Genomic DNA, 23,720 nt, shown 5'->3' with positions numbered 1-23,720 from the left:
AAGGGAGTTTTCTACATGCAAAAAGCACCCATAATGGGTGCCTAAAATTTATATAATAATATTAAATCAATCTGCAGAAGTTCCATAGTAGGACTGTATTAGCCCAGCAATATTTGAAATAGGCATTCCTTGAAGATATACCTTTCCTGGCCCTGTCACAATGGTGTTAAAGATTCCCTCACCACCAAGGAACATATTCTTTAAGCCTTCCACTGAACGAATCTCCATATCACAGCTTCCTTCCATTGCAGCTAGATGACCAGTACTTATAACTATCTCTTCTCCTGCTTGTAATTCATAAACTTGACAATAACCGTCTATCTCTATAAAGGCTTTTCCTTTTCCAGAAAGTTTTTGCATAACAAAGCCTTCGCCACCAAAGAACCCAGTACTAAGCTTCTTTTGTAAGTATACTGAAAGGTCTACCCCTTCTTCACAAGCTAGAAAAGATGACTTTTGTGCAATTATCTCTCTACTAGGGTCTATATCCACAACTAGGATACTTCCAGGAAAAGAAGATGCAATGGCAAGCTCGCCTTCACTTCCCTCATAGCAAGTATAAGTATTTTGAAACATCTTCTCTCCAGAAAAAAGCCTTCCCAAGGCCTTTCCCACACCTCCACGGGACACTGTTTCCATCTTCAAGTTAGGAGTCATCCAGCTCATGGCTCCTCCTTCTGTTACAATGCTCTCCCCATGGTTAAGCTTTATCTTTAAAACAGGGAGATTCTCTCCCACAATTTCATATTCCATTCTACAAAACCTCCTTATGATAGGCGTTTCTCAAATCTCCATTATCCAAGGTAATGATACCACAATAAAGATAACCCAAGCTAATCAACAGGCTATTCATCTTTAGATTGTCGTTGTGGGTGTCCACCCTAATACTGGTAATCCCCTTGGTCTTTGCCAACTGTTCCGACTCATGGAACATCAATTTACCAAAACCTCGATTCTTTGAGGACTTTGAAACTGCAAATCTGTGGATGGTAATGTAGGGCCTTTGGTTTAACCACCTACCTTTAATCTTCAAGTAAGTAGGCCCAACCCCCTCAACAATTGCAAGGGTACCTAAAACTTCTCCTCTGTCTTCTAGTACATAGGAATAGCCTCTCTCCATATCCAGTTTCAGACTATTTAAAGTCGGTCCTTCATCTTGCCACTGGTCAACCCCATCCTCCCTAAGGGAAGACCTGCCCTCTTCATAAATTTCCAACACTCTTTTTATGTCTTTAGTTTCAGTCTTTCTAAGGTTCATAACTACCACAATTCTATTATTTATCCTTATAAAATGGGACAAAAGTTGGTTTTCCTTTGCCCCACTCTTCTATTTTATCCTTTTTAAAAGTTCTACTAGATAATCGTTGACCCTTTTTACAGACTCAATTTCCACCTGTTCCTTTATGGAGTGGGCTCCTGTAATATTTGGTCCAATGGAGATTATGTCCATATTTGGATATTTTTCATAAATCGCCCCACATTCCAGGCCGGCATGAACCACAATGGTTTCAAAGTCCTTTCCTTCCATCTCCTTATATAGCTGTTGAGCTAGTGGTCTAAGCTTTGAATCTTCATTGTATTCCCAACCAGGGTACTGTGAACCGATCCTATATGAAAATCCATATTTTTCAACGACCTTAACAATCTTTTTTCTTAAGCTTTCTAAGACTTCGTTATCAGAAGAACGTAGGGATATTTCACTTAATAGTTTATTGTCCCTTTGCTTTATAAAGGCAAGGTTGTTGGAGGACTCCACAGTATCACTATTATCCATTTTACTATTTACTCCAGTAGGCATTTCTTCAATCATTTGAATAAGCCTTTGTGAAAGCTCCTTAGAATAGCTTTCCCCCTTACTTTCAGATATTTCAATGGCGATTTCTTCAGAAACGTCGGAGTACTTTTTAATAACTTCTTCCTTAACTTCCTTCAGTTTTTCTAAAGTTGTTCCAAAGACTTTAACTCTACCTTCGGAAGGTATAACATTGTCTAAAGTTCCACTGTTAAATTCGCCAATTGTAATCTCTTCTCCTAACATACTTAAAAAGTCGCCAAGGATTTTTACAGAATTTCCCCTATTGTCGTCTATTTCCATCCCAGAATGGCCGCCCTTTAGTCCATGTAGGTAAACTTCAAAGCCATCTTTTTCTTCCAATTGGGATAGATCTTCCTCGATAAATACAGTAAGACCTCCAGCAGATCCCACAGTTAGAATTCCCTCTTCTTCCGAATCCAAATTTATTAGGTAGTTACCCTCCAATACACCCTTTTCCAAATTCAAAGCTCCAGACATACTGGTTTCTTCATCGGTTGTAACAAGCAGTTCCAATTGTGGTCCTTGATAATTTTCATCCTCCAGTAAAGCCAGTCCCATGGCAACGGCAATTCCATTATCGGCTCCCAAAGTAGTGTCCTTCGCCTTTAAATATCCATCTTGGATTACAGGCACGATCGGATCTTTTTCAAAGTCGTGGTTTGAACCAGAAGCCTTGGCTCCCACCATGTCCATATGGCCTTGTAAAACCACTTTTGGAGAATTTTCATATCCTTTAGATGCATCCCTTTTCAAAATCACATTTAATGCCTTGTCCTGGTAAGTCTTAAGACCTAGCTTTTTACCAGTTTCAATTAGAAAGTCGGATACTTCTTTTTCATGACCACTGGGTCTTGGAATCTCCATAAGCTTTTGAAAATAATAGAAAACTCTTGAAGGCTTTAAATTCTCCATTATTTACCTTCCTTTCCATTGTTCAAGATTATATTTTTAATGACTTCCAAGGATTTTTCCATCAAGTCCACAGAAACTATTTCATATCTTCCATGGTAGTTGTAGCCTCCAGTGAAAAGATTTGGTGTTGGAAGGCCCATAAAGGACAGTCTTGCACCATCAGTACCACCCCTAATAGGCTTAATAATCGGAGTAAGTCCCGCTTGAGTGATGGCTTCTTTTGCAAGGTCCACAATTTCTATATGAGGTTCTACCTTCTCCTTCATATTGTAATAGGAGTCCTCAATTTTAAGTTCTACAATGTTGCCATACTTTCTATTTAAAAAGTCCACAATATCCTTTAGTAGATTCTTCTTTCCATCGAAACTTTCTTTGAAGAAGTCCCTTATGATATATATCATGTTCACCTTAGCAGAAGTCCCCATTATCTCATCTAACATATAGAATCCTTCGTAGCCTTCAGAGTACTCCGGTCTCTCATTTACAGGTAACATCTGATTTAGCTCTTGGGCAATTAAAAGGGCGTTAATCAGTACATTCTTTGCAGAACCAGGATGCACAGCCTTTCCTTCAATGTCAATAGTTGCAGTGGCAGCGTTGAAGTTTTCATATTCCAGTTCTCCTACAGGTCCACCGTCGATGGTGTAGGCAAAGTCTGCGCCAAATTTCTTAACATCAAATAGATCTGCCCCTCTGCCAATTTCCTCATCGGGAGTAAACCCTATCTTTATATCTCCAAACTTTAAGTCCCTATTTTCCATAAAGAACTTAGCCGCTGTCATTACAATGGAAAGTCCAGCCTTGTCATCGGCACCAAGTAAAGTGGTTCCATCGGTTGTGACAATTTTATGACCAACTAAATCTTTTAAAAAAGGAAATTCCTCTTCAGTCAATTTATACTTGTCATTTAGGATGATATCTCCACCCTTGTACTCTTCTATAATTTGAGGATTATCACATTTACCAGGCATTTCCAAAGCCGTATCCATATGGGCGATTAGACCAATCTTTGGAGCATCCTTAACAGTTCCTTCAATGGATGCATAGATATAACCATGCTCATCTAAGACTGCATTGTCTATGCCCAAGTCCTTCAATTCCTCTACAAGAACCTTTCCCAGCTCCAACTGACCCTTTGTTGAAGGACATTCTTCATTTTTGTCATTACTTTGTGTATCATAACTTATATATTTTAAAAATCTTTCTAACATCTGTGACATAATTACCTCCTAAATTCTTATTAAATTACGGTTTGCACTCCAAGCATTACCACTGATAAAACCAGTAGCATTCCCATTAGTGGCAAGATGAATTTTATCCACTTATCATAAGAAACATCCACCATTTCAAGGGTTGCAAGGATTAGCCCTGTCGGTGCGATTATCGCCATCCAACCTTGACCAAAGTTATAGGCTGATACAACCACGTCCCTCCCTATGGAAACCGTATCTGCTAATGGCGCTATAATCGGCATGGACAAAGTGGCAAGTCCTGAAGATGAAGGTATAAAGATTCCCAAGAAGGAGAATAGTATCATCTGCACTGTGGAGAATAGCACACCATTCATTCCACTTATGATATTAGAAGCACCATATAACATGGTGTCTGAAATCATACCATTGTCTAAAATGATATTTATACCTCTAGCTACCCCTATGATCAGTGCAACAGAAACCAAATCTGCCGCCCCATTTAAGAAGGAGCTTACCGCCTTTTGTTCTGGTAACCCGGAAAGGATTATAAGAGCAATCCCTACGATTAAAAAGAGAGTACTCATCTCTTCAAACCACCAGTCCAGTTCCATAACTCCGTATATCATTAGAGGAAAGGCCGCTATAAACACTACCAACATGGCAATTCTTCTAAAGTTAAAAGGTGCAACGGTGCTTGGATCGTAGCCTTCTAGGTATTGTTTCCTAATCCTTGGCATATCCTCTGCAACTATGGACTTAGCTGGGTCCTTCTTAACTTTTTGAGAATATCTATAGATATACCACAGAGACATTGCCTGTCCAATAACCAAGGTGATAATTCTAATATATAGACCCTTCTTAAAGTTGATACCTGCTGCATTGGAAGCTACCACCACAGAAAAGGCATTTGTCGTGGAAAACATGGTTCCAATGGATGAACCCATGTAAATTGCAGCAATTGTAACCATAGCATCAAATCCAGATGCCAAGAAAATCGGCATTAATATAGGGTAAAAGGCTATGGTCTCCTCGGCAAGTCCAAAGGTTGTACCCCCTAGAGCAACAATACTTGAAATAATTGCCACCATAAGAAATTCCTTACCCTTAGTCTTCTTAGAAAGAGCAGCAATACCAGCATCAAAAGTACCTGTAGTATTTAAAATCCCGATGCAACCACCTAGGATAAGTACAAAGACTATAATTCCAATGGAGTCTGCTATACCTTCAATAGGTGCTCTAGCAACTTTCATAAAACCTTGGGGCTGTTGTTGTAGAGTATGATATGACCCTGGAATTGCAACGGGTTTTTTGATGTCCTGGTTTACAAAGTTTTCAAGGGGTATAGTAACCTTAAGTTCATCTAAAACCTCCTGAGTTGCAGGAAGAGCAGTCTCTTCTCCATCGATTCCCATCTTAATAAACTGTTGACCTTCTGTGTCATACTGTAATCTCTCATAGGATCCAGCAGGCACAACGTAGGTTAAAATAGCAGCTAAAACCAGCACTATAAAAAGCACCGTAAAAGCCGATGGGAAACTACGTTTCTTCTTTTTCTTGTTTTTAAATAATTTATCCATCTAAAATTCCTCCTATATAGATTAGTCTAGTTAATATGAGAATAAAATTCAATAGTAACTAGACTAATTCCTTAAGGTTATAGTTTTTAATCCATCTTAAAGACCAAGGTGTGATTGTAGCCAATTAGTATCTTCCAGTACCCCTTTAACGCTTCGTCAAGTTCTGGGTCGGAAGTGTCTGCCTTGATAACCCCATTTTTTATAGAGTAAAGCTTGGCATGAGTAGCAATTATTATAATATTGTCCTTTCCAATATGGCGAATTATCCTTGGACTAAGCTGTTGGTTCCCTCTACCAAAGACATGGCCCTGTCCTCCGATTACAGTGACAATTAAACAGGCTTCTTTGTCCTTGATAAAATCATAGATTTCATTTTCCGTAGCATCCTTTAGGATGATTTCTCCTTTGTAGATTAAGTCCACTCCCAAAAGAGACACATCATATCCAATATCCTCCATTACGGAGTTTACAGTACCGCCTGTTCCAACCACGAAGACAGTATCCTTGGATTTTTGTGCCATTATCTTTTCCAATTCCTCGGCAATTCCGTCAATCTCTTCAGCACTAGAAGCAGATACGGACTTGGAACTTTGCATAAGCTTTTCCATCCTTGGAACATTTAAATATCCATAGAGCTTAGCTTCCAGGATATTGTTTCTAAACTTTTCCTCGTCTATATCCATAACCTCTGCATTACTTGTGATAATACTACTAGGATCTTCTACAAAGCTCTTTGCCACAAGACCAGCATCCTTTGGACTATTGGCATAGACTGCAGAGTGAATCTTAACCCCTGCTGGGATACCTATACTTGGAATAGAAACTTCAATGGCATTGAAAATATTTCTAGCAGTACCATCACCACCGGCAAATAGGATAAGTTTTACACCCTCATCCTTCATCATCCTGGCAATACTTTCCGTGTCCTCAAAAGTGGTCTTATCCTTGTTTTCGCCCATTACCTTATAATTGAAGTCCAGTTCCTTTAGAACCTCTTCCCCCATCTTTCCAGGACCGGTAATAAATTCAATTTTATCCCTCAAGTCCACCAGTTCCTCTAAGGCAACCTTGGCCTTTTGATTGGATAAAAACTTACCTCCCTTTTCTAAGGCAAGTTTTTGAGTCTGTTCCCCGTCACTTCCCTTAAGCCCTACAGAGCCACCAATACCAGCAACAGGGTTTATTATTAAACCTATTTTCATCAATAGTCATCTCCTTGTAATACTAATTCCATCTATTATCATAGTTATATTCTTACCCTATTTTAATACATTTGTACCAATGCCCATTAATTAAAGTCAATATAAAAAGACCATGGTTCATCCACGGTCAACTAATATATAAGATATTTTCTTGAAAACTCTCTATAGTACTCCTCTTCCTCTTCAGTTAAATCCCTCTTTAAAATAAAGTATAGGAGTTCATGTAAATCCACCTTTTTAAGATTTTCAAAGTCAAACTCTTCCATTCTCTCCTTCAAAGCCTCATTTTCAAAAGGATAAATAAATACAATATAGTCACTTTCGTCTTCCAAAAGGGATATATTTCTATTGATTCTAAAATTCTTACAGAAATCTTGTCTATCCATTTCCTTTAAATACAAAGATCTATCCCTTTGAACAGAGAACTCCTTCTCCCATAACTCTTGGTTATTTTCTCCAATAAAAGATCCAAAGTTGTCCTCCCAATAAGTAAACTCAAAATAGATTTTCTCCCCAGTTTCCAATTCTATAAAAAGATCCAAAGCATTATTAAAGTCCCTATTTAAAACCCTATCAAAGTCTATGTCTTTAACCTTTCCAAGCTCTTCCCCATTTCTTTCTAAAACATGGGCCAACACATCCTTTAACAGCATAGAGTTTTCAAAAAGGGGTAAAAATAGATTCATCCCCAAAACCTTTGGAGACTTTAAGTCCCCTCCATAGGATTCAATAACTTCCTTATTATAGTACTTAGTCATTAGCTCAAAGGAGTCTTTAATAAAATTCGACCTTAGGTCTACTTTAAGCTCATCATTAGATTTATCCCTAAGTACCTCATCCTTATAGTTCTTCAAGTAATCTTCTATCCTAATATTTAATTCGTCTTGTCTCATGTCCCATTCCTTGTCTAATATTGGTTAATTTGTTCTTACCTCTTTATTATTACCCTTTTCAGTCGCAAGTACCATTATATAGAATTAGAAGGATTCTGCCAAATGTGATAAATTTGTATAATATTTGTAGAATTTATACTTTCCGGTGAATTAATTAAATACTTTCCAAATTGAAGGATCTGTCTATCCATTTTTATCCTAAGGTTTGCGTCCTCTATGGAAGTAAGTTCCAAAACTTGAGAATCTCCAATGGTCCTACGGATTATTTCCGTGCCACAATAGGAATACATATCAGCCATAATGGATTTAATCTTTCTTTTAATATAGGATGGATTGTTAAACATCTCATCTTCCACAGGATTGTTGTAAAAATAGATCTTTAGATTTCTAAAGACTTCCCCTATAAAATCTTCAATTTGCCCTTCAATTCTTTTTGTTATATTATGGTCTTCCTTGACTTTTTCATTGTAGATAAGGCCAAAGAACATATGGCCAAGGACATTTCCCAGATCGTAACCCATGGGACCAAAGACTGCAAATTCCGGGTCAATGACCTTTACCAAATCCCCCCTCACAAAGATGGACCCAGAATGTAGGTCTCCGTGAAGAAGGGCCTGCTTTTGAGTCACAAATTTCTCCTTTAGTAAACCAACCCTTAGATTTAACTTCCTATCTTCATAAATATTTTCCCGAACAAAATCCTCTAAACCTTTAGTTATCACATTTCTTCCCCTATAGTCATTATAGGGTTCCGTCAATACCAAATCTTCAGTAATATCACACATTTCGTCATTTATAAATAGCCCTTGAAGCCTTCTAAACTTTTTTAAATCCATATAAAAATAGGAGCTTTTCAATAGGCTTTTAACAGAAAACTCTCCCAAAGCCTTAGAGAGATGCGGATAAAAATTACCCTTGATATACTCCATTCTAAGGTTTTTATAGTCCCTTAAATCATCCATTATCATAAGTTTTAGCTCCTTATCATAATAATGGAGTTTAGGAACGTATTTTGGCAAAGTCTTATTGTAATAGTTTAACATAAAGGCTTCGATGTCCGCTCTTTGCTGATTTAACGGCCTTCCTGAAGACCTTAAAAGACTATGGGCCTGTTTTAAAATATAGGACTTATTTTCACTTTTAACTCGAAACACATAGTTGATATTTCCGTCTCCAATCTCCTCACATGAAAGACCCTGGGTAGAATTAAAAGCCCCTTTTCCACAGCATAATTTATTATCTCATTTTCATTAAGTAGTCTATATGTCAAAATATCCCTTACTTTCCCTTTATATTTCCATAATTTGCAAACTTTATCTTCATCAAGTCCATCTCTTCATCAGAAAGGATTACAGGATTTCCCACAGATTTTGTTAGAAAGTAGATTTTTGCCACAAATTCCAACTCATCCGTTATATTGATGGCATTTGCAATATCCTCTGCCCCTGCCAATAGACCATGGTTTGCCAAAAGTACAGCCTTTCTGTCCTCCATGGCCCTAAGGGCGTTTTTAGCCAATTCCTCAGTGCCAAAAGTAGCATATTCAGCGCATCTAACATCCTTACCACCACCAACGGCAATCATATAATGTACCGCCTTTAAGTTCTCCCTTAAACAGGAAACGGCACCACAATAGGTGGTATGAGAGTGGACAATTGCATTGATGTCATCTCTTGTTTCATAGACAATGGAATGCATCCTATGTTCAGAGGACGGCTTTAAGTCCCCCTCCACAATATTTCCCTTTAAGTCCATCAATACCATATCCTCCGGTTTTAAATTAGGATACTCAATTCCCGATGGAGTGATAAGCATTAACCCCTCATCTCTAATATAAATAGATAGGTTTCCCCCTGTTCCCTTGGTTAGTCCCAAGTCCAACAACTTGTTTCCACCGTCTACAAGTTCAAGTCTCTCTTTAAAAAATCTCATCAATAAAACTCCTTAGTCTCAGTCTTAGTATAGTCTTCTATATTATAGGATGTAAAAATTCCCTTATCCGTCACAATTCCAGAAATTAACTCTGGTGGGGTAATATCAAAAGAAGGATAGTAGCCTCTTACCCCTTCCATGGCGTTTCTTATGCCTCTTGCTTCCAAAACCCTGTCCCCATCTCTATATTCAATTTCCACATTAGCGATGGTCACTTTATCTACATCGGGAATCCCTGTAACAAAGTAGGGCACACCGTGGTACTTGGAAGAAAGAGCAATTTGATAAGTGCCAATTTTATTTACCACATATCCGTCCATGGTTATGGAGTCGGCGGCAGATGTGAAGATGTTGATTTCTTTTTCCTTAAGCACTTGGCTTACCATATTGTCCGTTATTACAGTTGTATCAAAGCCCATATCATGACTCACCGATGCAGTTAATCTGGAACCTTGAAAGTAGGGCCTTGTCTCAGGAACCCATAGAGAAAGATTGTACCCTCGTCTTTTAGCTTCTCTAAGCATGGTTCCAACAATGGTCTCTCCAAAACACTGGGTCATAACATTAAAATCTTTGTCCATTAAGTCCACAAGATACCTTCCAACAATGGACATAGTAGAATATCTTCTATTTAAAGAATCCAAAGTCCTGTTAAACATAGCTTCTACAGTATCCCTGGACTCCTGCAATGCCAACTTAAATTCCTCCAAACAGCCAGAAGTGATCTTACCCATGCGATTGGAAGTAGTTGGCCTTGCATTGGAGAGAGTCTTTGCAGCCCTTTCCATAAAAGAAATCTGTTCACTTTCAGTCATACCCCTACATTCAAAAGCAGCCAAAGCCATTCCCATGCCACAAGCAGTGTAGGGACCTGCCGATTGAGTCACCATATCAGCTATGGCCTGGGCGACTTCCCCATAGGACTTACATCGTACAAATTCAACACTAGTAGGATAGATCCGCCTGTCTAAAATCCGAACTTCCCCATCCTCATACCAAGCCACATTTTCATACCTAAGCATAAAAGCCATATCATAGTCTTGTCTGTTCATTTCCCACCTCCCAATAATTATATAATAACCTGGAGCATTAATGAAATTTGGGGAATTTTAGAGACCTACAATTAAATTAAAACAAAACCGCCTCCGAGTATATACCCAAAGGCAGTTAATAAACCATTATTAAATTTATAGTCTTACATTACCTAATTCAATTTTATCTTTTTATGTACTGGATAATAGGACACTGTAAGGTCCCTGTGATTGTTTTCGAAATTCTTCCACACATCTGGTGGATTATTTGAATCTAGAAATGTCACCACCATATAGACTTCCGTCTCTCCACAAGGTAAAATTTCGGGGAATTCTCCTCGGATAATATTTTACTGCCCTTCACAGTGATATAACTATTTTCAGTCCCGTATGTTTTAACCTTATCTCCCATTTCAAAAATCTTTGTTGATGGAGCTGGGTATTTTAAATGTCGCAGCACAATTTATACCCTATAAAACTATCAACATTACTGCACAAGTTCAAAAGATTATCTTTAACTTGCTATTTAAACTATTCATCTTTTTACCTATAGAAAATCCTTCTTTAGGTATGCTCTTTTACCTAGTGCATATAATACTATAATCTCTATAATGCCTATTGCCATATATCTAAGAATTAAACCTTGATAAATAACAAAATCGTATTGTATTAGCGCATGACCTACCAAAAAAGCATATTTCCCAAAGAACATTTCATTAACCATCAAGGCTAGAAAAATCACCCATGCATAGGCTTTTGACCCAGTGTACTCGGTTATTACTATCATAAATAAGCTTGTAACTACTGAAGCAAAAAGCAGTCCATTCATAAACAAAAAAACTATCCACTGAAATCCAATATCAATAGTTCCATTGGTCAAACTAGAAAAATAAGACTCTGTACTATCCCAATTTATCAATGCCATATTTGGATACTTTAATTTATAATAAGCTATTACGCAAATTGTTAAAAAAAACACAAATTTAAAGCACATTAAAATATTATCCTTTACAATATTGTTATAGATTTTCTCTCGGGATTTGTAGGAGAGGATGGCGTTAAAATCTTCATATTTTTTATTTAAGGAGTTAAGCATAATCATCAAAATCGGCAATATAAAAAATCCAATAAGTAAACGGCTACAATACTGAACCAACAAATCAGCTAAGGAATAAAAGCTAATATACTTTTCAAAGTCGTCAATTGAAATCAAAACTGCCCTTGCAGAAATTATGCTAATTATTAAGGTTAAAAGATAAAATTTTATTTTCTTTACCATATTAAAAATCCTTCTTATATTTATATTGATACCAAAGAGGAATAGCAGAACTTAAGAACAAAATTACTATAAGTACTAAGGATTTTGCTAATGTTATGCTCCCTCCTACAGGGTTCAAATAATTCTTTAAGCTAATAAAAAAACTAGGATACAATATGGACATAAGATCTGTAAACATCCAAATAACAAATGGAACAAATAGGGGTACAAAAAACCTTTCCTCTACTATTACAGATACCAGCCCAATATTAGATAGTAGTCCTGCAAAGATAAAGATATTGATAAAATATATCAGTTGGTATAAAGCTGTCTTGTTGTAAAATAGATAAAACATGGTCTCACTACTTTGGTAACCAACTTCAAATGTTGAAGTTTCTACAAAGGGTCTCATCCAAGTGGAAGTAGTTGAATGTAATGCCAGACTTAATAGTAGTGGGAGTATACTTGCAATTCCCGCTATCAAAAAATTACTAAGCCATATGGATATATAGTAGTCCTTTGGGTTTGTTCTCGTTAGCACATTTTTTATCCTTCCAAACTTTCTATCTACAAAGTAGGACCTAGCAAAGGGAATTGTTATTAGAAATGGGAAGACCGCCCAAAATATTGAGCTATAAAAACTATTTAGCTCTCCACCTAGCCAGCTATTGTGAATATTACTAATTCCAGCAGCAACGGTACTTATACCATGCTCTTTTAAAACTTCCATTTCATCTCCAGACAAAAGACCCATTTTTATAAACTGGATAAAGGCAAGCACAAAACCTGCCAATATAGTCACTTTAAAAGCTCGACTTCTAACTCCCCTTTTAAATTCTATAGAAAATACCTTCACTTTTACCTCCCTTAGTTTAACCTAATCTTTTGATGTACAGGATAGTAGGACACAGTCAAATAGATTGGATTATTATCAAAATTCTTCCACACATCCGCAGGATCATTGATTTCTAAAAATGTCACTACCATATATCCTTCCGTTTCTTCTCCAGGTAATGTTTCAAACTTTACCCCTCTTTCAGCCTTCCACTCCTTTGTATTTTCATCATATTTTATCTCTTTAAAGAGCTTATAAGGTCCAGCCATGTTTTTTGAAGCCAAGTAGCTTATGGGAAACCTGTTGTATTCTATATTTTCAGGATTTTTACCTTCGTTATTTATAACAAAGTGGACTACTACTGCTTTTAAATCACTATCTGGATAGTAATCTTCATCGCCACTAAAGGCTAAGTAGTCCTCCTTGGATACTATTTTACTATCCACAACTGTAATATAGCTGTTTTCAGTCCCATATATTTTAACCTTGTCTCCCCTTTCAAAAACTCTAGTCGCAGGGGCAGGATAATTTATCTGTCTTCTTACAGCAAAAAAGAACAATACCGCTAGGGTTAAAAAAAGAAAAACAAAAAAAATAGTCCTTTTAGTCCTAGTATTATTTTTCATTTTTCTTTACTACCTCTCCATTATGCATCTCAATAATTTCATCTGCCAATAGTTCTAAGTCTTCCATATCATGGGATGCTATGATAATAAGCTTATTTTCATTCTTCTTTTCAAAAAGAAAATCCTTCAATGTTTTAACAGCTTTTTCATCTAGTGCATTCATCGGCTCATCCAGTAAAATAAGCTCCGGGTCTTCCATAAAAGCCATACAAAGACCTAGCTTTTGTTTCATTCCCAAGGAATACTTCTTAACTGACTTCTTATTTCCTGGGTCCAAATCAAAGTGCCTCATGGTATCTTCTATTTTTTCATCAGTTACAATCCCTTTAATCTCAGCAATATTCTTAAGATTATCCTTTCCTGAAAGTTCAGGAATATACCCAGGATTTTCAATTAGCACTCCAATACTTGGAGGAAAAGAGATGTCCTCACCCAAAACCTTTCCATCCACTGTAACTTTTCCTCTATTTGGCAAGATAAGTCCTGCAATAACACGAAGAAGCATGGTCTTTCCACTACCATTTCTTCCCTTTAAACCATAAATCTTTCCACTTTCAAAGGTAAGGTTAATATCATCTAGAACCTTTCCTTTATCAAAGGATTTTTCTACATTTTCTATTTCTATTTTCATTTTCTTCCCCTTTTAAATTATTTCTAGTCTTTCAACCTTTTTATCTCCTATTATATAGGTTATAAGAATAATACCTAGTAAAATTACAATTCCCAAAAGATCGTTCACCAACATCTCTGAATAGTTCATATTCCTTATGGTCATGGCGTAGTTCATAAATAAAATCGGAATATCAAAAAACATGGACGCAAATAAGAGAACAAAAGCAGTTAAATAGGAAGCCATATCTTTGCTTATGAAAATCTCTATTACTGCAATCACAGAAGTCATACAACAAATGCTCATGAGTGGTAAAATTAGCAAACGCAGCACTAAGATTCCATTATTTAATACTTTGGGAATTGTCATTTGATTTGACATCAAGTACAAGTCGTTGATAAAAGAACCACCTTCTCCTACAAAGTTGTAAAAATTGGTGCTAACTATGACTATAATAAATATAACAAAAAGCAAAATATTATTTACTTGAACTTCTGCCCATTTTCTTCTCCACCAAGTTTTTCTACTTCCCTCCCTTATTATTTTTTGCACTGTAAAATTATCCCTTGAAAGGCCGAACTCTTTAAAGACAATATAAAACCAGAGTCCATGGAAGGTTATCCAAATATAAGGTAGTTCTTTAACAAAAAAGAGATCTCCAAATTCAAAGTACTTGGCACCATTAAAAAATAGCCATACCATATCCACAGGTGAAAGGCTCTTCTTAACCATTGGATCCATGATTTGCAAATATCCATAATGGTATAATTGAAAAAGAAAGATACAAAGAATCAGCAACAAAACCACCAATCTTTGTCTCTTTAAAAAGTTAATTAAATTTTTAATCATCATCTTCTCCTAATCAAGGGTGATTTGAATATTTCTAGCTAAAGGTTCTTTTTCAGCCTTTCCCTTAGGAAAATCCACTCTCCAATATAGAGAATCTTTAAATTGTTCCAAATCCTTATCCCATACCACAAAGGAAGTTACAACTTCTTTTTTTTCTCCCTTTTTAAACGTATGATTATTAAATTCCATATTCTTTCCAGCTACCTTATCGGAAAAGAGAATAGTTCCAGTAATAGGTTCTCCTCCGCCAATTAATGAGGATCCTAAATTAATCCCTTCTACCGGATCTCCACCAATATTTTCTCCTGTAAGATACAATTTCAGATAAGAAACATCATTTTCTAGTACACCATCATCAGAAACTTCAATAGGTATTTTTTTGCTATGAGGGTCGTACGGGTTTACTACCTTTCCATGTTCATTAAAATATTCCTTAATTCCTACTATATCCTCAGGAGTCTTACTAACCACTATTTTATCAATTGTCATCTGAAAGATATCATTTTTAATAGTGTCTCCAACCTTGTAGATATTGGTATCCTTTTCTATTCTTTCACTCTTTTTAAATTCTCCAAGTCCAATAGTAAATACCTTATAAAGTACTGGAATGACCATAAGTATAAGTATAATCCATTTAATATTCTTCTTTTTCATATAATTCTCCATCTAAATGTATAAATAAAATAAGGGGCATATCCTTTATAGAATTTTTCTTACTCTAAAAGTTAACCTTTAGTTTAATCTCCTAGTATCTGTATACCCATCATAATTATCAGGACTAAACAATCCTTCTACATATGGCGTTGAAAATCTAGGACCTTTTTCTATTCTAGGAACAGCCCTTTGTCCTACTCCAACCCAATTTTCTCCAACCATTTCTTGACCATTACTTAGATGCATTTTTTTGAAATTACTCATCTTTATCCCATCTCCTCCATCTTGTAGTCTTATGGATTCTACATAAAATCTATCTCTAATGCATTTTACATAGGAAGAAGATCTATCCGCCTTTTCAACTCTTCTATGTTCTCCAAAGTTCACCGTAAATTGATTTTCAAAAACTTTGAATTCATGCCAGAATTTTATGTCTTGATGGTTGTTAGCCATTGATACAGTTCCTATTGTTGAAACAGCCAATAGCAAGGTTAACGCTCCTGATAATATAAATCTCTTTAATTTTTTCATTTTATACTCCTCTCTTTGACTAATCAATGCCCCTTATTTTACTTTTAAAAACTAAACCCACAGAATACCAACGTATTCTAAAAACGCCAAAGGCTTTAGATTTATTTTTATTTCTATATTTATATTATCAAATTAAATTGAATGTTTCTACACTAAAGCTCTGAATTTACAAAGATTTATTGTAATATTAACATTAATCATATTCTACATATCACATTGGGCTTCTATAAAGTTGGATTGAAGGTTAATTTGCCAAATCCTTTTTTACTACTTACATTAATTATAAGTCATTTATTAAAGTTAAATCATAAAAGTCTTTTTTGATTTAACGTGTATATGAATTTTTTTAAATTCTTAGCATGAAATGCTAATTTAAACGTTAATAAAATTTTTAATCATCATCTTCTCCTAATCAATGGTGATTTGAATATTTCTAGCTAAAGGTTCTTTTTCAGCCTTTCCCTTAGGAAAATCCACTCTCCAATATAGAGAATCTTTAAATTGTTCCAAATCCTTATCCCATACCACAAAGGAAGTTACAACTTCTTTTTTTTCTCCCTTTTTAAACGTATGATTATTAAATTCCATATTCTTTCCAGCTACCTTATCGGAAAAGAGAATAGTTCCAGTAATAGGTTCTCCTCCGCCAATTAATGAGGATCCTAAATTAATCCCTTCTACCGGATCTCCACCAATATTTTCTCCTGTAAGATACAATTTCAGATAAGAAACATCATTTTCTAGTACACCATCATCAGAAACTTCAATAGGTATTTTTTTGCTATGAGGGTCGTACGGGTTTACTACCTTTCCATGTTCATTAAAATATTCCTTAATTCCTACTATATCCTCAGGAGTCTTACTAACCACTATTTTATCAATTGTCATCTGAAAGATATCATTTTTTATTGTATCTCCGACTAAATAGATATTGGTATCTTCGTCTTTCTTTTTACTTTTTTCAAATTCTCCAATTCCAACAATAACTACCTTGAAAAGTATTGGAATAGCCAATAAAATAAGTATTATCCATTTTATATTCTTCTTTTTCATATAATTCTCCATTTAATAATTAATTCTTGACGGATTTGTTGGTTATTTGTTATTAAATAGTCCTACAACCATATTACCAAATAAATCATATTCTTTCTATCTAAAAACAAGATTTAACATTAATTTAAGGTGTCCTAATATGAATCTTTTACATTTTTTAAGATTTTCCTCATTTTGTATATCCAATAAATTAACTCCACTTAACCTTTTCCCATTAAAAAACCTTGGAATGGCTCTTCCACTCCAAGGCTTTGTCTATTCGTCTATTCCCACCATTACAGATGTTGCTTTTATTACTGCATAGGCTGTCTTACCTACTTCCAGTTCCAATTCTTTGATGGCATTCATGGAGATTGTAGAAGAGATGGTGTTTCCTCCTCCAATGTCTATCTTTACAATTCCATTAACTGCTCCTTCTTGTATGTCTACTATTTTTCCCTTTAATTGATTTCTTGCTGATAGTTTCATTTAATCCTCCTAAAATTTTATTTCTAATTGAATGGGACAATGGTCCGACCCAAGGACTTCGTCTAATATATCGGCGTCGACTAAGTTTTCTTCAAGTCTATTGGAAACTAGGAAGTAGTCAATTCTCCAGCCAATGTTTCTGTCCCTTGACTTTCTAAAGTAACTCCACCAACTGTATCTGTCTGTAGCGTCAGGATAGAAGTATCTAAAGGTGTCTATGAACCCGGAGTCCAGTAGTTTTGTCATCATTTCTCTTTCCTCGTCGGTAAATCCAGCGTTTCTCCTATTGGTGTCTGGGTTTTTTAAGTCAATCTCCTTATGGGCTACATTTAGGTCTCCACATAGGATTACAGGTTTGATGCTATCTAGTTCTAGAAGATACTTTCTAAAGAGGTTTTCCCACACTTCTGTTCTATACTCCAATCTTTCCAGGCCTCTTTTAGAGTTTGGTGTGTAGCAGTTAACAAGGTAAAAGTCGTCAAATTCACAGGTTATAACTCTTCCTTCGTCGTCATGCTCTGGTATTCCTATTCCAAAGGTCACTTCTTTTGGTTCTATCTTGGTTATTACAGCTGTTCCTGAATATCCGGGTCTTTCTGCACTATTTATAAAGATGTACTTGTTGGGAAATTCAAAGGTCCATTGGTCTTCCTTCATTTTTATTTCCTGTAGGCAGAGTATATCTGCGTCAATACTATCAAAAAAGTCCATAAAGCCTTTTTTCATTGCTGCTCTTAGACCGTTAACATTCCATGATACTAGTTTCATTTTTCCTCCTAATAATAAATCCTTGACAAAGCACCAACGCTTATTATTTTCCTTCCTTATATATAGAGTAAAATGATGTATGCTTTTACTCTAGGTTGAAGGTTTGCATCTGGCGATTGTCATTAGTCGCTCTATTTATTATACCCTATTGTAATGATTTCAAAAATAACATTTTTATTTTTACAAAAATTTCGTTGTTTTAAAGCTTATAAATTAGGGCATACATGTTATAATGTACTAAAGAAAGGGAGGTATTTATGAATATAAATGGATTTAAATTGATATCTGAAGAGTTTATCGAGGATATTTCATCCAATGTAAAGATTTTTCAACATAAAAAGACCAACGCTCGTTTAATGGCCGTTGAAAATGATGATGACAATAAAGTTTTTGGAATTGGGTTTAGGACTCCTCCTCACAATTCTACTGGTGTGGCTCATATTTCGGAGCACTGTGTGCTAAATGGTTCTAGGAAGTTTAAGACTAGGGAACCTTTTATGGACTTGTTAAAGTCTTCTATGCAAACCTTTTTAAATGCTATGACTTTTTCCGACAAGACCATCTACCCTATTGCCAGCAGAAATGACAAGGACTTTCACAATTTGATGGATGTGTATCTAGATGCTGTCTTCTTTCCTGCTGTTAGGACAAAGAAGGAGATTTTCTTGCAGGAGGGTTGGCATTATGAACTAAAGAACCCTGAGGATAAGTTAAGTTACAAAGGTGTTGTTTACAACGAGATGAAAGGCTCTTACTCTTCTAAGGACACTATAATGTATCAGGAGTTTGCCAAGGGACTTTTCCCCGACTCCATCTATGGAAATGAGTCTGGTGGGTACCCTTATGCTATTCCTGAATTGTCCTATGAGGAATTTGTAGGTTTTTATGACAAGTTGTATCATCCTTCTAACTCCTTTATCTTCCTCTATGGAAACATGGATTTAGAAGAGCAGTTAAGATTCATTGACCAAGAGTATTTAAGCAAGTTTGAGGCTGATAAAATAGACTCTGAAATTGCAGTTCAACCAGACTTTGACAGTCCTAAGGAGTTTAATGTGGAATACTCCATTTCTTCTGAAGAAGACCCTGAAAACAAGGATATTTTAATCTATGGTGTTAGAACTGGGTTTAAATATAATCCTGTAGATGCTATAGTAAATTCAATTGTAAGAAGTACTCTTTTTGAAAATGACGGTTCTCCTTTAAAGTTAGCTCTTCTTGAAGCCGGCATTGGTGAGGATATTGATGGCCTTTACACCGACGGTATGGAAATGGGTTTAGGTCTTGTGGCTATTAACACTTCTAAGGAAAAGAGAGATGAGTTTAAGGATATCATTGAAAATCAACTGAAATTGATTGTAAAAGAAAAGATTGACACCGAAAAAATTGAAGCTGCTATAAATAAAATCGAATACGATATTAGAGAGGCTTCAAATTTTCCAACTAAGGGGATAATTTACTTTATTTCTGCCCTTGATACTTGGCTATACGACAAGGATCCTACTTTGAACTTCAAGTTTGAAAAAGTTCTTACAGAAGTTAGGGAAAAGATTGACACTGATTATTTTGAAAAATTTATCGAAGAAAATATTTTAAACAATCCTAATAAGGTAATCATTTCACTAGAGGCAAATCCTGGAAAGAACTTTGAACTGGACAAAAAGGTGGATGAAAAGCTTCAAGCCTATAAGGACAATTTGTCTAAAGAAGAGCTGGATAAACTTCTGGAAGAGAATAAGAGATTGGAAGCTTTCCAAAACCGTGAGGACACCGAGGAAGAAAAGGCGACTATTCCTAAGCTAAAGTTAGAGGATATCGACAGAAAAGTCCTGGAAATCCCAACTGAGGAATTTAAGGAAAATAACTATACTGTGTTATTCCACGATTTATTTTCTGGAAAGATAAACTATATCACCCTATGTTTTGATTTGTCTTGGGTTAAAGAGGAAGATGTTCAATATGTCGCTCTTCTTTCAGACCTTTTGACTAAGGTGGACACTATAAACCATTCCTATAGGGATATGGAGACTAAGATATACCTACAAACTGGTGGAATCAACACCACTATTTCAACTATTTCAGACTACAAGAACCCAGGTAACTACTATAAGAAATTTATGGTTTCTTCAAAGGCCATCGGCGAAAAGTCAAAGAATATGTTTGAACTGATTGGAGATGCGCTATTAAATAGTAAGTTTGATGATAAAAATAGATTGAAGGAAGTCTTATCTCAAATCAAGATAAATCTTGAAAATCAAATTCTTCAAGCTGGCCATAGTATTGCTATTTTAAGGTCTTTGTCCTATCAAAATCAAAAGGAAAAGTTCAATGACTATATCAGTGGCGTTTCCTATTATGACTTTATCAATGAGTTGAACAAGGACTTCGACTCTCGTTTTGAAGCTTTGAAGGAAAAAATGGAAGAGATTAGAGAAAAAGTCTTCAATTCCAATAACTTAATCTTCAATGTCACTACAGATAAAGATGAATATAAGAGGGTTTTAGAGGAAGGAAAGGGCCTAATTGAAAAGTTTAATTCAAAGACTCAGGATAAATCGGACTTGGTCTTTGATCTAGAAAAGAAAAACGAGGGTATAACTTCATCTTCCAATGTAAACTACGTGACTAAAACCTACTCCTTCAAACCAGATGAGTTCCACTTCGACGGCTCTATGCTTGTAATTTCCTCTATGTTGACCTTAACCTACATCTACAATAATATTAGGGCTCAAGGGGGAGCTTATGGTTGTGGAATGTCAATCAATGAAGCAGGAAATATTCACATGTATTCCTATAGGGACCCAAATGTTAAAAACACAGTAAAAGTGTATGACTCCGTTGGAGAATATTTACGAAATTTAAAGCTTCCAAAGGAGGAACTTGTAAACTTTATCATAGGTTCATTGACCAAATTTGACCCTCCTCTAACCAATATGCAAAAGGGAAATGTCGCCCTTACCATGTATATCTCTGGAAAGACCGTAGAGGACTTAAATAGGAATTTGAATGAGGCTTTAGATACCAAAGTAGAAGACTTTGATGACATCGCCGACTTGATCGATAGAGCAATGAAAGAAAACTACGTTGCAACAATTGGAAACAACGAAAAAATAAAAGAAGATAAAGATATCTTCATGGAAATTAGACCATTGAATAAGTAAAGTTACGAGAAAAAGAGGCGCTAGTATTTTCCTCTATAGAAACTATTAGAAGATGCTAACTCTAAAAGTTGGCATCTTCTCTTAATTATACTAAACTAATCACTTACCTTTGCAATAGCTCCTAAATAGTCACTAATTAAGAGTTTTTGGGTTCCCTTAATAACCCTATAGGCTTATCTTACTAAAATGCTGCGTTCTTCATTAAAATTTTGCATATTATTCAAGTACTAATATTCTATTCCTAAATCTATTTTATTTCATCTATGTGTAGTATTTTTGCTAATTGTAATCTCTTAATTTCTATTAGGTCTATTAAAACAGAAACAGTCTTTGGAGAAACAAGATATTTCTTTGCGGTATCTGTAATTGAAATATTACTCCTTAATCCGTTAAGTGTACTTCTTTTAAGCCTTGTTGTTAATTGACAATTTTTGAATACAAATGGATTGTTTTCAGTAAAATTTTTATTAAATTTCGTATTTTTATATCTTTTAACATCAATTCTGGGTATTAGATGTTTATTTCGGTAAGAAATATCTCCTATATTTTGTTTTCAATGATCATGTATTTCCAACTATTAATAACCATAACAAGGTCTCTTACATATTTTTACTTTTAATTTACCTTCCCTTTTTTTCGTGCTAACTTTATTTTAAAAGATTTGTAGCGTAATTGTAATTTTTTAATTGAAAACTGTTGAGTAGAATGATTATTCACCCCTCCAACAGGTTTCTTTGACCCAAAAGATTAAATACTGATATCCTTAGTCTAATATTTTAATAACACAGCAGCTATCAGTATTTATTGGTAGTTGTTTTTAAATTTAATATATTCATTAATAGAATAGCAAATTGCCTTTTACCTTTGATTTTTCGTAAAAAAACCTAAACACTAGAATGCCAACAACCACCCAAATTATACTTATAATAATTCCAAAAAGAGCTGTGTAAGAATAACTTTTTGAACTTATAATAAGTCTACTTATTTCATTACAAATTGTAAGTGGTATGTATCTCGTTATCTTTAATATCGTATCTGAAGAAGGCAATGTATCTGTGACAAACAAAGTAACTAATTGCATCAACAATGTTAAAGCCCCTGTTTTTTTAAAAAACAACGAAACACCGCATAACACCATTCCTATCCCATACATACCTACTAAGTTTATTAGAAAGGGGAGAATTAATGTTGGATTGAATGACAGTTGCACATGGAATAAAAATCTCGATATTAAACTCAACACCAATATAATTATTAGTTGAACTATTTGAGAACTAATTAATTTTGCAAACAAAAGAATTTCTACTGGTGTTTTAGAGTGCAAAAACATAACCAAAGTACCATTTCTTGCTTCCGAGTTTAACCCTGTAGCCATCGTAGAAATAGCCGCAGATGCAAAAGTCCACATCATATATCCTACTAAAAGCAATTCTTTGTTATCTTGGCTAGAGTATTTATCTGAAAACGATGAGCCCGACGATGATAAAAAGAAAAATATCAAAAGTACACTAAAAACTGCAATATCAGAGAAAAATGCAAACTTATACCTTACAGTAGACTTTAATTCCATCTTTATTTGATACAAAAACGCTCTAATTGATCTCATTTTCTACCTCTTCATATATTCTAGAATTCTTTATTACTATTTTATTACAGACTAAATCGTTCACAAATAGGATATCATGTGATACTATTAAAATTATCACGTCTTTTTTTATCTCATTTATGAGATTTACCAAGATATCTATATTTTCTTGATCCAACCCTTCAGTAGCTTCGTCCAAAATAATACATTTATTGTCGGTAATTATAGACGAAAAAATAGAAACTATTCTCTTTTGTCCGTGTGATAATTCTTCGCATAAAGTATTCCTAAGCTTGTCATAATTCACAAATATTGATTTCATTTTTTGTATATTTGATCTTATCTTATCTTTTCTAAGTCCTCTTAAGAATCCAAAGTAATATAAATTTTCATCTACAGTATTTTTCATGTAGAGATTTTTATCTCCTCCGTATATTATACATACATCTTTTTGAGTTAATCCGTCAAATTCAATAGTTCCAGAGTCTTGTATCATCAAACCTGAAATCAAATTTACTATGGTAGTTTTCCCAGTTCCATTGGGCGCCTTTAGGACTGATACCTCACCTTGTCTCAAAGTAAAAGTAGCATCTTTTATGATACAATTATTTTTAAACGATTTTTTTATTTTGTTTAATTTTATTTTCATATTTACTCCCGTTTAATAATTACTTATATTAATAAATCATACATGAATACACCAATAAAATTGATAAAGTCCATATAATTGTGTAAAAAGAATAGGTCATTTGAAACCGAAACTGGT

At 35.0% G+C, this 23,720-nt stretch carries 22 protein-coding genes and 1 pseudogene; 1 reads left to right on the top strand and 22 read right to left on the bottom strand.

Annotation, left to right across the window (positions count from 1 at the left end):
- Window positions 1-66: 66 nt before the first annotated feature.
- From Q1K37_RS05360 to Q1K37_RS05265, 20 genes and pseudogenes are all read right to left on the bottom strand, one after another.
- Window positions 67-753: a TIGR00266 family protein gene (locus Q1K37_RS05360; RefSeq protein ID WP_300410234.1), complete on the bottom strand. Its 687-nt coding sequence runs from the start codon at window positions 751-753 to the stop codon at window positions 67-69.
- 1 nt (window position 754) lies between these two features.
- Complete coding sequence (locus Q1K37_RS05355; RefSeq protein ID WP_300410232.1) at window positions 755-1,258, bottom strand: GNAT family N-acetyltransferase; 504 nt, start codon at window positions 1,256-1,258, stop codon at window positions 755-757.
- 69 nt (window positions 1,259-1,327) lie between these two features.
- Window positions 1,328-2,728 carry a beta-Ala-His dipeptidase gene (gene pepD / locus Q1K37_RS05350; RefSeq protein ID WP_300410230.1) on the bottom strand — a complete coding sequence of 467 codons (1,401 nt, stop codon included), beginning with the start codon at window positions 2,726-2,728 and terminating at the stop codon, window positions 1,328-1,330.
- Window positions 2,728-3,939, bottom strand: a complete 1,212-nt coding sequence (pepT, locus tag Q1K37_RS05345; RefSeq protein WP_300410312.1) for a peptidase T — start codon at window positions 3,937-3,939, stop codon at window positions 2,728-2,730. Before pepT ends, pepD begins: the two co-directional genes overlap by 1 nt.
- 29 nt (window positions 3,940-3,968) lie before the next feature.
- A complete protein-coding gene (locus tag Q1K37_RS05340; RefSeq protein ID WP_300410227.1) occupies window positions 3,969-5,498 on the bottom strand; it encodes a YfcC family protein in 1,530 nt (509 codons plus the stop codon).
- Between the two features lie 86 nt (window positions 5,499-5,584).
- The gene (locus Q1K37_RS05335) at window positions 5,585-6,700 is read right to left on the bottom strand and encodes an ATP-NAD kinase family protein (protein ID WP_300410224.1); all 1,116 of its coding nucleotides are present in this window, start codon (window positions 6,698-6,700) and stop codon (window positions 5,585-5,587) included.
- Window positions 6,701-6,831: 131 nt separating this feature from the next.
- Window positions 6,832-7,593, bottom strand: a complete 762-nt coding sequence (locus tag Q1K37_RS05330) for a hypothetical protein (RefSeq protein ID WP_300410222.1) — start codon at window positions 7,591-7,593, stop codon at window positions 6,832-6,834.
- A 74-nt stretch (window positions 7,594-7,667) separates the two neighbouring features.
- A pseudogene (gene mtnK / locus Q1K37_RS05325) lies at window positions 7,668-8,798 on the bottom strand (S-methyl-5-thioribose kinase); the annotation flags it as partial.
- A 73-nt stretch (window positions 8,799-8,871) separates the two neighbouring features.
- Window positions 8,872-9,525 carry an L-fuculose-phosphate aldolase gene (locus Q1K37_RS05320; protein ID WP_300410219.1) on the bottom strand — a complete coding sequence of 218 codons (654 nt, stop codon included), beginning with the start codon at window positions 9,523-9,525 and terminating at the stop codon, window positions 8,872-8,874.
- Window positions 9,525-10,577 carry an S-methyl-5-thioribose-1-phosphate isomerase gene (locus Q1K37_RS05315; protein WP_300410217.1) on the bottom strand — a complete coding sequence of 351 codons (1,053 nt, stop codon included), beginning with the start codon at window positions 10,575-10,577 and terminating at the stop codon, window positions 9,525-9,527. The genes Q1K37_RS05320 and Q1K37_RS05315 overlap by 1 nt, the downstream gene beginning before the upstream one ends.
- A gap of 526 nt (window positions 10,578-11,103) precedes the next feature.
- A complete protein-coding gene (locus tag Q1K37_RS05310) occupies window positions 11,104-11,835 on the bottom strand; it encodes a hypothetical protein (protein ID WP_300410215.1) in 732 nt (243 codons plus the stop codon).
- Window position 11,836: 1 nt separating this feature from the next.
- Window positions 11,837-12,670 carry a hypothetical protein gene (locus Q1K37_RS05305; protein ID WP_300410213.1) on the bottom strand — a complete coding sequence of 278 codons (834 nt, stop codon included), beginning with the start codon at window positions 12,668-12,670 and terminating at the stop codon, window positions 11,837-11,839.
- 11 nt (window positions 12,671-12,681) lie between these two features.
- Window positions 12,682-13,275: a hypothetical protein gene (locus tag Q1K37_RS05300; protein WP_300410211.1), complete on the bottom strand. Its 594-nt coding sequence runs from the start codon at window positions 13,273-13,275 to the stop codon at window positions 12,682-12,684.
- A complete protein-coding gene (locus Q1K37_RS05295) occupies window positions 13,265-13,906 on the bottom strand; it encodes an ATP-binding cassette domain-containing protein (protein WP_300410208.1) in 642 nt (213 codons plus the stop codon). The genes Q1K37_RS05300 and Q1K37_RS05295 overlap by 11 nt, the downstream gene beginning before the upstream one ends.
- A 12-nt stretch (window positions 13,907-13,918) precedes the next feature.
- On the bottom strand, window positions 13,919-14,734 hold the full coding sequence (locus Q1K37_RS05290; protein WP_300410206.1) for a hypothetical protein: 816 nt from the start codon (window positions 14,732-14,734) through the stop codon (window positions 13,919-13,921).
- 9 nt (window positions 14,735-14,743) lie between these two features.
- A complete protein-coding gene (locus Q1K37_RS05285) occupies window positions 14,744-15,388 on the bottom strand; it encodes a hypothetical protein (RefSeq protein ID WP_300410203.1) in 645 nt (214 codons plus the stop codon).
- Window positions 15,389-15,466: 78 nt separating this feature from the next.
- Complete coding sequence (locus tag Q1K37_RS05280; protein WP_300410201.1) at window positions 15,467-15,919, bottom strand: hypothetical protein; 453 nt, start codon at window positions 15,917-15,919, stop codon at window positions 15,467-15,469.
- Window positions 15,920-16,327: 408 nt separating this feature from the next.
- Window positions 16,328-16,972, bottom strand: coding sequence for a hypothetical protein (locus Q1K37_RS05275; protein WP_300410199.1), 645 nt, complete (start codon window positions 16,970-16,972; stop codon window positions 16,328-16,330).
- 255 nt (window positions 16,973-17,227) lie between these two features.
- Window positions 17,228-17,440 (bottom strand): molybdopterin-binding protein, encoded by a 213-nt coding sequence (locus Q1K37_RS05270; RefSeq protein ID WP_300410195.1) that lies wholly within the window; start codon window positions 17,438-17,440, stop codon window positions 17,228-17,230.
- Window positions 17,441-17,449: 9 nt separating this feature from the next.
- Complete coding sequence (locus Q1K37_RS05265; protein WP_300410192.1) at window positions 17,450-18,208, bottom strand: exodeoxyribonuclease III; 759 nt, start codon at window positions 18,206-18,208, stop codon at window positions 17,450-17,452.
- 257 nt (window positions 18,209-18,465) lie between these two features.
- Here Q1K37_RS05265 and Q1K37_RS05260 point away from each other — a divergent pair, with 257 nt between their 5' ends.
- Window positions 18,466-21,369, top strand: coding sequence for an insulinase family protein (locus tag Q1K37_RS05260; RefSeq protein ID WP_300410189.1), 2,904 nt, complete (start codon window positions 18,466-18,468; stop codon window positions 21,367-21,369).
- Window positions 21,370-22,204: 835 nt separating this feature from the next.
- Here Q1K37_RS05260 and Q1K37_RS05255 read toward each other — a convergent pair.
- A complete protein-coding gene (locus tag Q1K37_RS05255; RefSeq protein WP_300410187.1) occupies window positions 22,205-22,975 on the bottom strand; it encodes a hypothetical protein in 771 nt (256 codons plus the stop codon).
- On the bottom strand, window positions 22,962-23,603 hold the full coding sequence (locus tag Q1K37_RS05250) for an ATP-binding cassette domain-containing protein (protein ID WP_300410184.1): 642 nt from the start codon (window positions 23,601-23,603) through the stop codon (window positions 22,962-22,964). Before Q1K37_RS05250 ends, Q1K37_RS05255 begins: the two co-directional genes overlap by 14 nt.
- Window positions 23,604-23,720 lie beyond the last annotated feature (117 nt).

The sequence above is a fragment of the Lagierella sp. genome (assembly GCF_029983815.1).
Classification (GTDB): Bacteria; Bacillota; Clostridia; order Tissierellales; family Peptoniphilaceae; genus Mediannikoviicoccus.
The sequence above is the reverse complement of the archived record's forward strand: the minus strand, read 5'-3'. Positions and strand labels throughout refer to the sequence as shown.

Bases quoted from the DNA above. Each gene is read 5' to 3' on its own strand.
- Q1K37_RS05300 (WP_300410211.1), bottom strand. From the start codon at position 13,275: ATGAAAAATAATACTAGGACTAAAAGGACTATTTTTTTTGTTTTTCTT.
- Q1K37_RS05360 (WP_300410234.1), bottom strand. From the start codon at position 753: ATGGAATATGAAATTGTGGGAGAGAATCTCCCTGTTTTAAAGATAAAG.
- Q1K37_RS05330 (WP_300410222.1), bottom strand. From the start codon at position 7,593: ATGAGACAAGACGAATTAAATATTAGGATAGAAGATTACTTGAAGAAC.
- Q1K37_RS05260 (WP_300410189.1), top strand. From the start codon at position 18,466: ATGAATATAAATGGATTTAAATTGATATCTGAAGAGTTTATCGAGGAT.
- Q1K37_RS05335 (WP_300410224.1), bottom strand. From the start codon at position 6,700: ATGAAAATAGGTTTAATAATAAACCCTGTTGCTGGTATTGGTGGCTCT.
- Q1K37_RS05340 (WP_300410227.1), bottom strand. From the start codon at position 5,498: ATGGATAAATTATTTAAAAACAAGAAAAAGAAGAAACGTAGTTTCCCA.
- Q1K37_RS05250 (WP_300410184.1), bottom strand. From the start codon at position 23,603: ATGAAAATAAAATTAAACAAAATAAAAAAATCGTTTAAAAATAATTGT.
- Q1K37_RS05285 (WP_300410203.1), bottom strand. From the start codon at position 15,388: ATGAAAAAGAAGAATATTAAATGGATTATACTTATACTTATGGTCATT.
- Q1K37_RS05315 (WP_300410217.1), bottom strand. From the start codon at position 10,577: ATGAACAGACAAGACTATGATATGGCTTTTATGCTTAGGTATGAAAAT.
- Q1K37_RS05270 (WP_300410195.1), bottom strand. From the start codon at position 17,440: ATGAAACTATCAGCAAGAAATCAATTAAAGGGAAAAATAGTAGACATA.
- Q1K37_RS05255 (WP_300410187.1), bottom strand. From the start codon at position 22,975: ATGAGATCAATTAGAGCGTTTTTGTATCAAATAAAGATGGAATTAAAG.
- Q1K37_RS05280 (WP_300410201.1), bottom strand. From the start codon at position 15,919: ATGAAAAAATTAAAGAGATTTATATTATCAGGAGCGTTAACCTTGCTA.
- Q1K37_RS05355 (WP_300410232.1), bottom strand. From the start codon at position 1,258: ATGAACCTTAGAAAGACTGAAACTAAAGACATAAAAAGAGTGTTGGAA.
- Q1K37_RS05290 (WP_300410206.1), bottom strand. From the start codon at position 14,734: ATGATTAAAAATTTAATTAACTTTTTAAAGAGACAAAGATTGGTGGTT.
- Q1K37_RS05275 (WP_300410199.1), bottom strand. From the start codon at position 16,972: ATGAAAAAGAAGAATATAAAATGGATAATACTTATTTTATTGGCTATT.
- Q1K37_RS05310 (WP_300410215.1), bottom strand. From the start codon at position 11,835: ATGGTAAAGAAAATAAAATTTTATCTTTTAACCTTAATAATTAGCATA.
- pepT (WP_300410312.1), bottom strand. From the start codon at position 3,939: ATGTTAGAAAGATTTTTAAAATATATAAGTTATGATACACAAAGTAAT.
- Q1K37_RS05295 (WP_300410208.1), bottom strand. From the start codon at position 13,906: ATGAAAATAGAAATAGAAAATGTAGAAAAATCCTTTGATAAAGGAAAG.
- Q1K37_RS05320 (WP_300410219.1), bottom strand. From the start codon at position 9,525: ATGAGATTTTTTAAAGAGAGACTTGAACTTGTAGACGGTGGAAACAAG.
- pepD (WP_300410230.1), bottom strand. From the start codon at position 2,728: ATGGAGAATTTAAAGCCTTCAAGAGTTTTCTATTATTTTCAAAAGCTT.
- Q1K37_RS05265 (WP_300410192.1), bottom strand. From the start codon at position 18,208: ATGAAACTAGTATCATGGAATGTTAACGGTCTAAGAGCAGCAATGAAA.